Source organism: Gordonia sp. G4 (assembly GCF_057770005.1).
This window is the reverse complement of sequence record NZ_CM173442.1, coordinates 1,568,199-1,581,046: the sequence shown is the minus strand read 5'-3', so window position 1 is coordinate 1,581,046 and position 12,848 is coordinate 1,568,199. Positions and strand designations below refer to the sequence as shown.

The window sequence follows — 12,848 nt, the reverse complement described above, 5'->3', positions numbered from 1 at the left end:
GGCCGGGTTTCCCCGACCGCGGCGCGCGCGGCTCATCGTTCCAGGTCACGTCGCTTCTGCCGCCGTCCTCGGGTCGTCTGATGTCGGTCATGAGGGGTCATCGCCCGGTTCCTCGCCAGGCATCCGACCCTCGCTCTGCAGGGTACGGCGTCGTTCCTGATACCCGCTTCCGGCGAGCATCCGCTCGAGTTCGTCGGGTTCGGGACGATCGGCATCGGCGGGATCGGGCTGGCCGCGGAAACGATGCCACAGTCGGCGTGCGGTGAGCAGGACGAGCGCCGCCGCGGCGAGAATCGTGATGTAGAAGAGCGGTTTGCCGTACGCATTGGTGTGCACGGACAGACTGATCGACTCACCGAGCGGCACACCGGTGACCGTCGACAGCCGGATCTCGACACTGATCGCCTCGGACGTCTCCCCCTGTGTGGGCAGCTGGATCTGTCGGGTGCCGCGGGCCGGGATCTCGATGACGCCGAGGTCGCCGATCTCGATGTCGGCCGGCTCGGACGTGGTGATCCGGGCACGCACCGGCAGGGCGAGGTCGTTCTTCACGACCAGCAGCAGCGGACTGCGTTCGGAGGCCAGCGTGTAGCGACCGCCGGGATCGAGGATCGTGACCGACTGGGCCATCCGGTGCAGGGTCGACGACACCGCGTCGATGCGTTCGGTCTGCGTCCGTCGCAAGTGCGTGTAGACGGCCGAACCCCACGCGTCCGGCGAGCGGATCGCGCGCAACTGGTCCTCGCGCAGCGGGGACATGTAGCGCTCGGGGGTCGCGGCGACGTCCGCCGAGCGCACCAGGGCGCCCTCGAACTGCCAGCTGTCCTCGACATTGCGCCGGATCGATGCGGTCGCGTCGGTCGTCAGCACCGACCCGATGCGACTGATCGGTCCCACCCCGGGCGGGTCGATCAGTCGTGCCTGCTCGGGCGCGGACCCGAGTTCGGAGACGAGCGTCGCCAGCGGCGTCGGGGTCGCCGCACCGGACTCGAGCAGCAGGCGCGCGGTGGTGAACAGGGCTTCGGCGTCCGCGCCGGTCGGTGACCAGTACGTCGGCGGCACGAGAAACGCCGATCTGCCGACGACCGGGTCGCGGGGCGACGGCCGGGCGTCTGACCCCGCCGGATCGGACTCCGGAGCGGCGATCGCCGGATACGCCAGCGCGCCGATCGCACTCTGACGCCGGCTCCCCTCGGACTCGTCGGACAGGTCGACTCGCTGATCGGGTGGCGTCAGCGCGGGGGTGGACGGTGCGGTACCGATGGCCGCGAAGGACGCCGTGACGGGTGCGTCGTAGGTCTGCGCCGCGAGTTCGCCGATCCGGTAGCGGCCGGTGTCGTCGCGGCGACCGGTCGGTGCGACGGAGTTCGACGACACCGCGGTCGCGGCGAGCTGTGCGGCGGTCAGCGTCGCCGCGCCGTCGGAGTCGATGGCGCCGAGGGCCGGTATCGACAGACCGCGGACGCTCCGGACGCCGAGCACGGTGTCGACGATGTCGGCCGGCGAGCGCAGCGCGGCCTCGGTGAGTCCGGCGTTGCCGATCCGGGACAACGAGTTCAGATCCGCCTGCGCATACGGCAGCGCCACCACGCACATCCGCTGTGCGGTCCAGCGCAGGGTGTCGAGCCAGCGGCCGGCCGCCTCGGCGCCGCTGCCCGGGCGGGTCGACGACCTGGGGTCGGCGGGATTGTCGGACACCTCATATCCCAGTGACATCGCGCGCACCGTGACGAGGAGGTCGGGATCGATGGCGAGGCACATGCTGTCGGAAAGTTTCTCCGACCCCGGTAGGGCGCCGGGTTCCGGGCTCTCCGATGTCTCGGACGGGGGAGCGTCCGACGTGGCCGAATCCGACTTCGCGGGCGGGGGTTCGCCGACGACCTTCTGCAGGGAGGTCAGCAGCTCGTCGAGCCGCCCACCGTCGGCGACGGATCGCGCCAGGTTCTCGTTGATCAGCCGGACCGGTTCGGTGTTGCCGCCGAGCACACCGGGTGCGAGCTGCGGCGGCGCGGCCAACGGCCACAGCATGGTCATGCGCGCCGGACTCGACAGGTTCGCCGACACCGAGCCGTCCGGTCCCAGACCGGTGACCGGGTCGGTGTCGGAGTACTCCGTGGACGGGTCGACGTACCCGGCGGCCCGGGTGTCGTCGGGCGGCAGGGACAGTACCGGTAACAGCATTCGTGATCCCGCGACCTGCGCGGTGTCGCCGTACTCGGGGGTGCCGTTGACGTTGACCTGCATCGGGTACACACCGGTCCGGGAGATGGCCAGGCCCTGGCCGTCGGGACCGTTGCTCGACGAGAGCGCCATCGACATGCGGAACCCGACGCTCTCGCCAGGTGCGAGCGAGTCGGAGAGATTCTCGAACGGACCGGCCACCGCGACCGCCGGATCGTCGTCGGCCAGATCGGTGCGCAGTCCGGCGGCGGACGCGACCGGGTCCCCGCGCTCGAGCCGGATGGTGAGGTCGGTGATGGACCGGTCGCCGACGTTGTCGACGCGGCCGCTGACGGTGACGACCGGCCGGCTCGTCGTGGTCACGATGCTCGGCGTCATCGAGTCGATCACGATGCGGGCGAACCTGCTCGGAGACTCCTGATCCGGCGTGTCGGAACCGGTGTCGGACCCGCTGGTGCTCGTCTCCGGCGCCGCCGACGCCGAACCCGCCGCACCGGACAGGACCGTCAGACCGAGGACCGCCAGGACAACGGCCAGTGCCGCGGCCGCGCCGGACCGCGTCGCACGCGACAGCGCGAAAGGTCGGGACGAACGGGGTGCGGCGGAGGACGGGCGCGGGTCAGCCATCGCCTGCCGCTGGCCGTCGAGGACGGCGTCGGCGCCGACGAGGACGAGCCGGGGGCGGCGGCTCGTTACGGCGCTGGTTGCGCGCGGCGGCGGCTTTCTCATAGGCGTTGGGTTCGGTGCGAATGCTCTCGGCCTCGGACTGGGCCAGCCGGGTCGGGTCGGCGGCGAGTTCGGCGATCACGCCGCGGGCCATCCGGGCGAGTCGTCGCTCGTCAGAGTACGTGAGGCGACGCGGGAGCTCGTGCAACGGCACCCAGGCCACCTCGGACACCTCGTAGTCGGCGTCGGAGAGTTCGCCGCCGATGCACCGCAGAAGGTAGTGGTGCACCGTCTTGTGGATTCGTCGCCCCTCGCTGACGAACCAGTAGTCGATCTTGCCGAGCGGGGCCACCACCGTGCCCTGGATACCGGTCTCTTCCTCGACTTCGCGGATCGCGGTCTGCTCGGCGGTCTCGCCGGTCTCGATGTGGCCCTTGGGCAACGACCACATGGTGCGACCCCGCCGGTCGACCCGGCCGATGAGCGCAGCCGACAACTGATCGACGGGGAGGTCGAGGTCGGAGATGACCAGACCACCCGCAGAGGTCTCGCGCACCGTCCGGAGCTTCTCGTTGCCCGCGCGGTCGGAATGCGCGCGCTCGGCGGCGGGACGCTCGGATCCGCGGTCGGTTCGCGACGCGCGTCGTCGTCCCTTCGACGCCTTGCCGCCGGCCTGAGCCGACCCCGCCTGGGCCACGCCGGTCTTGGTCAGCTTGGCGCTGACGGCGACCATGTCCGAGGGCTTGGGTGGCGTGACACGGGGCCGCGCGCGGTCGGGATCGACGGGGAGTTTGTCGACGGGTTCGGCCTCGACCGGGTCCGGGCATGCGGGATCGGAGGCGCGGGCGCGTGCGAGGTCGTTGGGTGTCGGGTGGTGCGTCGAGGGCGCCGGTTCGGAGGCCGGATTGGGCGAACCCGGTTTGTGGCCCGGCCGGGAACCCGCCTGAGCGGGATTCGGCTGTTTGTTCTTCGGCTGTGTATTCGAGGACTGCGGATGACCGCTCTGCTTGTGCGAAGCCGGGGTGTGCGCCGCCGAGGTACCTCGCGCCTCGGATTTGCGACGGCCCCGGCGTCGACGGCCGCGCCGGGCACGGCGGCCCTGGCCGGCGGGGTTCTGGTCGCCCTGTCCGCCGCCCTCGCCGTGCGCACCCGACGAGACGCCGCTGACGTCTGAAGGGTTGGTCGAGGAATCGGTGGACACTCCACGATGCTAGCGGCTGGTCACCTGCAGTTTGTCCGGACGCCTCCCAGGACGCGTAGGTTGTGGAATCCCGCCTCGGGGGTGCGCCGGAGGTGTATGAGCGGTCGGCGACGAACTGTGCGGCGTCGTCGGCGCGGGTCACGACGGTAGGGTGACAAGCCGTGAACGACACATCCTCGTCCGGGGCGGCGGCGTCTGGGCCCTCACCGAATGGGGCGGTCCCATCGGACACGGCGCGCTCGGACGGGCGGACCGGTGCGAGCGACCCGGAACGGCGCACGCGCCTGCTCGCCTCCGCCGCGATCGCGCTGCGCGGACTCGACGATGTCCTCGTGCCCCTCGGCGAACTGTTCGAGACCGCGGGCCACGAGCTGTACCTGGTGGGCGGCTCGGTGCGCGACGCCGTCCTCGGCCGTCTCGGCAACGACCTCGACTTCACGACCGACGCGCGTCCGGAAGCGGTCTCCCAGCTGCTCCGGGGCTGGGCCGACGCGTTCTGGGACGTCGGCATCGAGTTCGGCACGGTCGGGGTCCGCAAGGGCGATCACCTGATCGAGATCACGACGTTTCGGGCGGACACGTATGACCAGGTCAGTCGTAATCCCGAAGTCACCTTCGGCACCTCGCTCGAGGACGATCTGATCCGACGCGACTTCACCGTGAACGCGATGGCGGTGCAGATCGGTTCGTCGGGGGCCCAGGATTTCCGGGACCCGCTGGACGGTCTGAACGCACTGCTGTCGGGGATCATCGACACCCCGGCGACCCCCGAGCAGTCCTTCGGCGACGACCCGCTCCGGATGCTGCGTGCGGTTCGGTTCGTCTCCCAGCTCGGATTCCGGCTCGCTCCGCGGGTGTGGCAGGCCATCACCGAGATGAACGGTGAGATCGATCGCATCACCGTCGAACGCATCCGCACCGAGCTGGACAAACTGATCTGCGGCGAGTTCCCGATCGAGGCGATCGACGCCATGGTCGAGACCGGTCTGGCCGAGCGGGTGCTGCCCGAGGTGCCGGGGATGAAGCTCACCATCGACGAGCACCATCAGCACAAGGACGTCTACCAGCATTCGCTGACCGTGCTCCGCCAGGCCATCGACCTCGAGGACGGCGATCCGGACCTGGTGTTGCGCTGGGCAGCCCTGCTGCACGACATCGGCAAACCCGCGACGCGCCGCCACGAACCGGGGGGCGGCGTCAGCTTCCACCATCACGAGGTGGTGGGCGCGAAGATGGTGCGCAAACGGATGCGGACTCTGAAGTACCCGAAGGCGGTGGTGGCCGACGTCGCGCAACTGGTCTTCCTGCACCTGCGGTTTCACGGGTACGGCGACGGCGCGTGGACCGATTCGGCTGTCCGTCGGTACGTCACCGACGCCGGTCCCCTGCTGGACAGACTGAACAAACTCGTGCGCGCCGACTGCACCACTCGCAACAAGCGGCGCGCCCGGCGACTGCAGCAGAACTACGACGATCTCGAGCAGCGGATCGCCGCCCTGCAGGCGGCCGAGAACCTCGAGAAGGTTCGACCCGACCTCGACGGCAACGCCATCATGGAACTCCTCGGCGTGCCGCCCGGCCCGATCGTCGGCCAGGCGTGGCGTCACCTCAAGGAACTTCGACTCGACCGCGGCCCCCTGAGCCGCGACGAGGCGGAGGACGCCCTGCGGGAATGGTGGGCGGCCCGCGGCGGGAACTGACCAGTCTGTGCCGACGGTGGACCCGCCGCGTTCAGCTCGCGGGTGCGAACACCTCGATCGCGTGGGGTACCGCCTCGAAGACGGCGGGCAGCTGTCCGACGAGGTCACCGTCGACCGACACGAGGGCCGGCGGGTCGCAGTAGAGTTCGACCTCCGCGCCGCGCATCGTCCGTACGTTCGGGCTGCCGATGTGCTTGCCCGAGAACACCTTCGGGAAGACGCGAGCGATCGTCCAGCGGGCCATCCGCGGCGGGGTCAGCGCGAGTGTCACGTCGAGCTGGCCGTCGGTGATGGAAGCCGCAGGTGTGATCTTCATACCGCCGCCGTATGACGTGGTGTTGCCGATCGCGGCGAAGATGAGGTCGGATTCGACGGCGTGGTCGTCGACGCGGACCTGGTAGTGGCGCGACCGCAGCGCGAGTAGTTCGAGCAGCGCCGCGATCGTATACCGGGATTGTCCGCGCGGGCGGCGCATGTCGATGGCCCGCGCGGTGACGGCTGCGTCGAATCCGGTGGCGGCGACCGTGCTGAACAGCGCGGTCTGGCCGTCCGGGAAGCTGACGCGTCCGAGGTCGATCGCTCGCCGGTGACCGGCGAGGATGACCTCGACGGCGTCCGCCGGATCGAGCGGGATGCCGAGGTTGCGGGCGAAGTCGTTCCCGCTGCCGGCCGGGATGACGGCCAGTGGTTTGCCGGAGCCGATGGTGGCCTCGACCGCCAGACGCACCGTGCCGTCGCCCCCCACGACGACGATGACGTCGGTGTCTCCCCGGGCTGCCTTGCCCGCGAGGTCGGCGGCGTCGGCGACGTCCTCGCCGACGATGATCTCCACCTCCACGTCCCGGGCGCGCAGAAGTTCTGCGGCATCATGGGCTACACGGAGTCCTGCTCCGTGACGCGCGTACGGACTGGCCACGAGTGTGGCGTGTTCGATAGTCATATGAGTCGGCCCCCCCGCCGTTCAAGTGATCCGTTACAGTGTTACACATCATGGCAATCCGTAACGAGGAGATCGGCGATCTCGTTCTGGATGCAGCACGGAGCTGTCTGCTGCGAAGCGGCGGACGCAAGGTGACTGTCTCCGAGGTGGCCCGACAAGCAGGCGTCAGTCGACCCACCGTGTACCGCCGCTGGCCCGACATCACCGAGATCATCCGCGCTCTGTTGACCCGCGAGGTCCTCGGGGTGGTCGAGGAGGCCATCGGCGGGGCCGGCGAACCCGCCGACCTGGAGGCGCTCGTCGCCCGGGTGGTGTCGGTGGTCGGCGCGCTCCGGGACGACGAACTGATCGCCTCGCTGTGGCGCGAGCAGCGAGACTTCATGTCGCCGTACGTCTTCGAGCGTCTCGGTACGAGCCAGCAGGGGATTCTCGCGATTCTCGCGGACATGCTGTCGGCGGGTCAGGAACGGCGTCAGGTGCGTGCGGGCGACGCCAAGCGCATGGCGGCGATGGTGCTGCTGATCGCGCAGTCGTTCCTGCAGTCCGGAGCGCTGGTGTCCGACATCCTCGCGGAGGGGTGGAGCGTCGAACTGCACGAGATGCTGGCCGGTTACCTGCGGCCGGTCGGTCCGGGCGCCAACGGATGACGGCGTGAGTGCCGATGTCACGGTGGTGAGTTCCTGATGGCGACCCTGTCCGCCGGCACGCGCCGCCGTGCGCTGGACCGTCTCGCGTCCGGTGAGCCCCTCGACCTGCTGGTCATCGGAGGTGGCGTCACCGGCGTCGGTGTGGCGCTCGACGCCGCCACCCGGGGGCTGCGCGTGGCTCTCGTCGAGAAGGACGATCTGGCAGCGGGCACCTCGCGATGGAGCAGCAAGCTCGTCCACGGCGGCCTGCGGTACCTGGCGAGGGGCGAGCTCCGGATCGCGCGCGAGAGCGCCATCGAACGTCACCACCTGATGACCGCCATAGCCCCGCATCTGATCGCCCCCCTTCGGCAGATCATCCCCGATCGCGGCGGCCGGCACAGCTCGATCATCCGTTTGGGACTCCGAACGGGGGACATCCTCCGACGCAACGCGGGTACCCCGGACTCGTTGTTGCCCCCACCCTCACGGCTGTCGGCGCTGGAGACGCTCGGCCGTTGCCCGGCCGTGTCGCCCGACGGCTTGCGCGGCGGGATCTCCGCCGCCGACGGTCAGCTCATCGACGACGCGCGGCTGGTCGTCGCCCTCGCGCGGACGGCCGCGGGTTACGGCGCGTCGATCTGCACCCGCGTCCGGGCCGACCGCGTGGACGGCCGCGGGGCCACCCTGACCGACCGAGAGACGGGTGAGAGTTTCGACGTCGGCGCCCGGATGGTCGTGAACGCCACCGGCGTCTGGTCCGGTGGTGTCGACGATGCCATCGCCGTACATCCCAGTCGCGGAACGCATCTCGTCATCGACGCGGCCAGGCTGGGGTTTCCCGACGCCGCCCTGATGTGCCCGCTGGGCACCTCGGTGTCGCGGTTCGTCTTCGCGATACCGGCCCAGCTGGGACGTGTATACGTCGGTATCACCGACGTCGCCGCGCCGGGGCCCATCCCGGACGTCCCGACGCCGGACGAGGCGGAGATCGACTTCCTTCTCGATGCGATCAATCCCGCGCTCGCGCGACCACTCGACCGCTCGGACATCGTCGGCACGTTCGCCGGTCTGCGACCGCTCGTCGACACCCGCGGCGGCCGTGACGCCGACGCCCTGGCCGATGTCTCGCGGCAGCACCACGTCGGTGTCCGCGGCGATGGCCTCGTCAGCGTCCTCGGCGGCAAGCTCACCACCTACCGGCGCATGGCACAGGACGCCGTCGACGCCGCGCTGGCGACCACCGATCTGTCCGCCGGAGACTGCGTCACGACCACGACGCCGCTGGTCGGGGCGCTGCGGAGCCCGCGCGAGCACGGTCTGCCGTCGTCGTTGGTGCAGCGCTTCGGCGGTGAGGCCCCCGCGGTCGTGGACGCCGCCACACTCGACCGTCCCCTGGACCCGATCGTCACCGGCATCGATGTGACCCGCGCCGAGATCGAGTTCGCGATGACCCACGAAGGGGCTCTCGACGCCGACGACATCCTGCACCGGCGCACGCGGATCGGACTCGTCCGCCGCGACGCCGACGCGGCCCGCCCGGAGATCGAGCGGATCGTCGGCGAGGTCCTCGGGTGAGGAGTCCGGTGTCGAGGCGTTCCCGGGTGTGTCAGTAACCCATCGTGCGCAAGGCGTCGGCGACGCGGTCGAGGTCGGCTCTGCGCACGTCGAGATGCGGGCTGATCCGGAGGACCGGGTGTTCGGTCGCGAGCGGCGCGCGCCAGGTGTCGGCGGCGGTGACCAGGACGCCGAGTGAGAGCAACTTGTCGCGGGCGGCGGCGATGTCGTCGAACTGCCACCCGGGCGGTGGTGCGAGGGTGACGATCGCGGACGGCTCGTCGAGTGGTTCGAGCACCTCCCAGCTCGCGATGCCGTGGAGCCGTTCCCGGGTGGCCTGACCGATCTTCGCGAGTTCGCGGAAGACGCGCTGCTGACCGATCTCGAGCAGCTCGCGCACGGCGACACCGAGTCCGAGTCGTCCGGCGATGAACGCATCGGAACCGTCGATGTGGACCGGCCGCAACGAGTCTCGGCGTACCGCGACGAACCCGACGCCACGCGGGCCGGTGAGCCATTTACGGCTGGTGCCGTAGACCACGTCGGCGCCGGTGACGGTGGGGACGTGACCCACCGACTGCGCCATGTCCACCACGACGGGCACGCCGGCCCGGTGTGCGAGTTCGACGATCCGCGTGACCGGCTGCACCACACCGGACATCGAGCCGATGTGGCAGACGTGGATGAAGTCCGGCTGATCGAATTGCAGCATGTTCTCGAGTGCGTCGGTGTCGACGTGACCGTAGACGTCGCCGTCGGGCATCGTCCGTACCGCGTAGCCGCGGCGCTCGAACTCCTCGAGGTTGGGCCCGAATTCGTTCTTGGCCACCCACACCGTCGAGGTGACGGGGAGGCTCCAATGGGTGAGAAGCGCACGCAGCGCGGCGCGGGCGCTCTCGCGGAAGACGATTTCGTCGCCTGTGTGGCCGATCAGAGCAGCGAGATTCCTTGTGTCGCGCGCGATCTCGTCGGCGCGGTCGTCAGCGGCGACATAGGAGCCGCGTTCGGTCTCCCGCCACAGGTGCGCGGTCATCGCGCCGATCAGCGCATACGACGAGCGGCCCGCCGAAGCAGAGTCGAGATGTGCCAGGGCTGGTTCGAGCCGGGCCGCGTGCCACTGCTCGCCGAGATCGCTGACATACATGGGCCACAACCTACCGGGTGGTCGTGTGCTGGGTCACCACGCGGGTGGTGTGGGTGACGCATTGTCCGGGGTGTGTTCCGTCCCGGGGGAACCGGACAGGGTCCCCCTGCGTCCAAGAACCCATGGAGCCGGTGATCGAGTACTTCTTCGGGCCCGGCGACGGTTCGATGACGCGCTGGTTCTCGCCGGCCGACCTCATCCTCGGGGAGACACCGGGCGGGGGCACCGAGAATGCCGTCGCGCTCGACTTCGACGGCGACGGACGTCGTGACGACGCGATGTGGGACACCGACGCGGACGGTGTCGCCGATGTCGCCGCGCTCGACGTCGATGACGATGCCGGACCCGAGGCCTTCTACCGCGACTCCGGGGCCGGTCTCTGGGACCGGCCTGTCGCGCGGCTCGAACTCGATGAGCCGGTACCGCGACACGACGCGCCCGAGCGGACCACGGAGTCGCCGGCGGCGCACGTCACCCGGGTCGACCTCGACGACGATGGTGACCCCGACGCGGAGATCGTGGGAGCCGATCGGGGTGGCCGGATCGTCGGCGAACGCCTGTACGTGGATGCCGACGCCGACGGCGGTCACGATGTGGCGCTGGTGGACGTGAACGGAGATGGGGTCGCCGACGCTGCCTACGACCGACGGGATCCGCGGTTCACGCGGCGGGGTCGGTGACGGTCGTCCGCACCGTCGTGGGATCGGCGGACCAGTGCCCGCGTGGATGCAGGAGGCGCACCACGAGCATCCCGACCAGGTACAACACCACCCCGAGCACCACCAGCCCGACCGCCTGGCCGTCGTCGGGGATCGCGAGGGCCGCGACGGTCACCGCGCCCACGTAGGCGATGTTGAACACCGCGTCCTGGACCGAGAAGACCTGGCCGCGCACCGCGTCGCCGACGTCGACCTGCATGGCCACGTCACCACACAGCTTCGCGACCTGGCCGATGAGCCCGAGCACGAACGCCGAACCGCAGATCACCGCGAACTCGAAGCTCAGCACCGACAGCTCCGCGACGGCCCCGACGCCCAGGGCGACGAGGAGCGTCACGTACCGACCCACCCGTGCCACCGCGATCGGCGTGATGACGGCGGCGAGAAGCGCCCCGGCGCCGGTGAACCCGATGACCACGCTGACCCGGTCGACACCGTCGCCGGGACCCATCTGGCGCGTCAGCACCAGGATCATGAGTGTGTTCATCCCGAACACGAGCCGATGGGCTCCGATCGCCGACAGTGCGGCGGCCACGGTCTTGTGGTGCCGGACGGCTCGAGCGCCGTGCCACAGCCCGACGGAGACCGCGTGCAGCGCCGATCGGCCCGGATCGTCGGGCTCGTCGGGTCCGAGCTGCAGCGGACGGAACCCGTGTGCCAGCCCGCCGGAGACGACGGCCAGCACGATCCCGGCGAGCATGGTGAGTGCACTGCCGACGTTGTCGTCGCCGAAGATCGCGCGCAGTCCCAGTGTGACGCCGAGCCCGACGGTGAGCATCGCGCCGCCCAGTGTCGTGAACAGCGCGTTGGTGGCCACGAGCACCTCGCGCCGCGCGACGTGCGGCAACCCGGCGGACAGACCGGCGGCCACGAACCGGCTCGCGCCCGTCGCGGCGAGCGCGGAGATCAGCACCACGACGTCGGGTGCGCCGGAGGCGACCGCCAGTGCGACGAGCCCGATGATCAGCCCGCGCAGGAGGTTCGCATACAGCAGCACGTTGCGTCGATCCCAGTGGTCGAGCAACGCCCCCGCGAACGGGCCGATCAGCGAATACGGCAGCAGGAGAACCGCAAGACCGCCGGCCACCGCGAGTGGGTCGGCGTGACGCTCGGGGTTGAAGAGAATGCTGCCGACCAGCGCGGCCTGGAAGATGCCGTCGGTGATCTGACTCGACAGACGGACCGACAACAAGCGGCCCAATCCCGGTGAGGATCGGAGGGAATGGATGAACACCGACCACCCGCGTTGGTCGCGGGTCACCTGGGCGCTGCTCACTGATCCAGGGTACCGAGCCGACGATGGACCTCGCCGGGCACGGACGTGCGATGATGGTCGGGTGGCCGGAGGTGAAGACGCAGACGACCCCACACCGGAATTCCGCCCCGGAGAGCACTCGGCGGGCAGCGGTGGTGGTGCACGTATGCCCGGAGTCCCCTGGGACGCCGACCCCACGCCGCGGGTGCGTCCCGGTACCGCGCTGATCGCGTCGACCGACCTCGTCGAGCCCACCTTCGCGCGGACTGTCATCTACGTCATCGAGCACAACGAGTCGGGCAGCCTGGGCGTCATCCTCAACCGGATGAGCCAGACCGCCGTGCACAATCTGCTGCCGCAATGGACCGACATCGCGGCGTCGCCGCGCGCCCTCTACGTCGGCGGACCCGTGAATCAAGAGGCCGCCCTGTGCCTGGGTGTGGTCAAACCCGGCACCGACATCGACGACGTGCCTGCTCTGCGCCCGGTGGACGGCCGGGTCGTCCTCGTGGACCTCGACGCCGACCCCGAACCTCTCGCCGACGTCCTGGAGGGCGTCCGGATCTTCGCGGGGTACAGCGGCTGGGGAATCGGGCAGCTCGACGACGAACTCGACCAGTTCAGCTGGATGATCGCGTCGGCACTCCCCCGCGATCTGCTCGCGCCGCCGGCGTCGGACGTGTGGTTCGACGTCCTGCGCAGGCAGGCCTGGCCCAAACCCCTCCTCGCGACCCACCCGATCGATCTCAGCCTGAACTGAGCCCCGCACGGCCGTGTCGGTGATGCTGAGCATTCCCTGAGACACCCCGTGATCCAGGTCACGAACGAGGTGTTAGGTTGTTGTCGGCTTGGTCACAAG

10 protein-coding genes are annotated in these 12,848 nt (G+C 70.0%); 5 read left to right on the top strand and 5 right to left on the bottom strand.

The features are described 5' to 3' along the window. Positions 1–87: 87 nt before the first annotated feature. Both AC3B5T_RS06965 and AC3B5T_RS06960 read right to left on the bottom strand, forming a co-directional pair. Positions 88–2,910 carry a hypothetical protein gene (locus tag AC3B5T_RS06965; protein ID WP_488358464.1) on the bottom strand — a complete coding sequence of 941 codons (2,823 nt, stop codon included), beginning with the start codon at positions 2,908–2,910 and terminating at the stop codon, positions 88–90. Continuing rightward, positions 2,801–4,048 carry an NUDIX hydrolase gene (locus AC3B5T_RS06960; RefSeq protein ID WP_010843078.1) on the bottom strand — a complete coding sequence of 416 codons (1,248 nt, stop codon included), beginning with the start codon at positions 4,046–4,048 and terminating at the stop codon, positions 2,801–2,803. The genes AC3B5T_RS06965 and AC3B5T_RS06960 overlap by 110 nt, the downstream gene beginning before the upstream one ends. Positions 4,049–4,332: 284 nt before the next feature. Here AC3B5T_RS06960 and AC3B5T_RS06955 point away from each other — a divergent pair, with 284 nt between their 5' ends. Further along, positions 4,333–5,748 (top strand): CCA tRNA nucleotidyltransferase, encoded by a 1,416-nt coding sequence (locus tag AC3B5T_RS06955; protein WP_035717538.1) that lies wholly within the window; start codon positions 4,333–4,335, stop codon positions 5,746–5,748. A gap of 31 nt (positions 5,749–5,779) precedes the next feature. Here the strand turns inward: AC3B5T_RS06955 and AC3B5T_RS06950 are convergent, their stop codons facing one another. Then, the gene (locus AC3B5T_RS06950) at positions 5,780–6,688 is read right to left on the bottom strand and encodes a diacylglycerol/lipid kinase family protein (protein WP_035717519.1); all 909 of its coding nucleotides are present in this window, start codon (positions 6,686–6,688) and stop codon (positions 5,780–5,782) included. A gap of 50 nt (positions 6,689–6,738) precedes the next feature. On the opposite strand from AC3B5T_RS06950, the gene AC3B5T_RS06945 reads away from it, so the two are divergent. Together AC3B5T_RS06945 and AC3B5T_RS06940 are read left to right on the top strand one after the other, a co-directional pair. Further along, positions 6,739–7,335 (top strand): TetR/AcrR family transcriptional regulator, encoded by a 597-nt coding sequence (locus AC3B5T_RS06945; RefSeq protein WP_014928711.1) that lies wholly within the window; start codon positions 6,739–6,741, stop codon positions 7,333–7,335. 36 nt (positions 7,336–7,371) lie between these two features. Next, positions 7,372–8,892 carry a glycerol-3-phosphate dehydrogenase/oxidase gene (locus AC3B5T_RS06940; protein WP_055476376.1) on the top strand — a complete coding sequence of 507 codons (1,521 nt, stop codon included), beginning with the start codon at positions 7,372–7,374 and terminating at the stop codon, positions 8,890–8,892. A gap of 31 nt (positions 8,893–8,923) precedes the next feature. On the opposite strand, the gene AC3B5T_RS06935 is transcribed toward AC3B5T_RS06940, so the two are convergent. Next, the gene (locus tag AC3B5T_RS06935) at positions 8,924–10,015 is read right to left on the bottom strand and encodes an aminotransferase class V-fold PLP-dependent enzyme (RefSeq protein ID WP_055476377.1); all 1,092 of its coding nucleotides are present in this window, start codon (positions 10,013–10,015) and stop codon (positions 8,924–8,926) included. Positions 10,016–10,137: 122 nt separating this feature from the next. Between AC3B5T_RS06935 and AC3B5T_RS06930 the strand changes: the two genes are divergently transcribed. Beyond that, positions 10,138–10,695, top strand: coding sequence for a hypothetical protein (locus AC3B5T_RS06930; protein WP_055476378.1), 558 nt, complete (start codon positions 10,138–10,140; stop codon positions 10,693–10,695). Here the strand turns inward: AC3B5T_RS06930 and AC3B5T_RS06925 are convergent. After that, positions 10,676–12,010: an MFS transporter gene (locus AC3B5T_RS06925; protein ID WP_055476379.1), complete on the bottom strand. Its 1,335-nt coding sequence runs from the start codon at positions 12,008–12,010 to the stop codon at positions 10,676–10,678. The two genes, AC3B5T_RS06930 and AC3B5T_RS06925, sit on opposite strands and share 20 nt — an antisense overlap. 145 nt (positions 12,011–12,155) lie before the next feature. On the opposite strand from AC3B5T_RS06925, the gene AC3B5T_RS06920 reads away from it, so the two are divergent. Beyond that, complete coding sequence (locus AC3B5T_RS06920; RefSeq protein ID WP_010843086.1) at positions 12,156–12,749, top strand: YqgE/AlgH family protein; 594 nt, start codon at positions 12,156–12,158, stop codon at positions 12,747–12,749. Positions 12,750–12,848 lie beyond the last annotated feature (99 nt).

Coding starts and splice junctions, on each gene's coding strand:
- AC3B5T_RS06965 (WP_488358464.1), bottom strand. CDS start 2,910: ATGAGAAAGCCGCCGCCGCGCGCAACCAGCGCCGTAACGAGCCGCCGC.
- AC3B5T_RS06945 (WP_014928711.1), top strand. CDS start 6,739: ATGGCAATCCGTAACGAGGAGATCGGCGATCTCGTTCTGGATGCAGCA.
- AC3B5T_RS06935 (WP_055476377.1), bottom strand. CDS start 10,015: ATGTATGTCAGCGATCTCGGCGAGCAGTGGCACGCGGCCCGGCTCGAA.
- AC3B5T_RS06920 (WP_010843086.1), top strand. CDS start 12,156: ATGCCCGGAGTCCCCTGGGACGCCGACCCCACGCCGCGGGTGCGTCCC.
- AC3B5T_RS06950 (WP_035717519.1), bottom strand. CDS start 6,688: ATGACTATCGAACACGCCACACTCGTGGCCAGTCCGTACGCGCGTCAC.
- AC3B5T_RS06930 (WP_055476378.1), top strand. CDS start 10,138: ATGGAGCCGGTGATCGAGTACTTCTTCGGGCCCGGCGACGGTTCGATG.
- AC3B5T_RS06940 (WP_055476376.1), top strand. CDS start 7,372: ATGGCGACCCTGTCCGCCGGCACGCGCCGCCGTGCGCTGGACCGTCTC.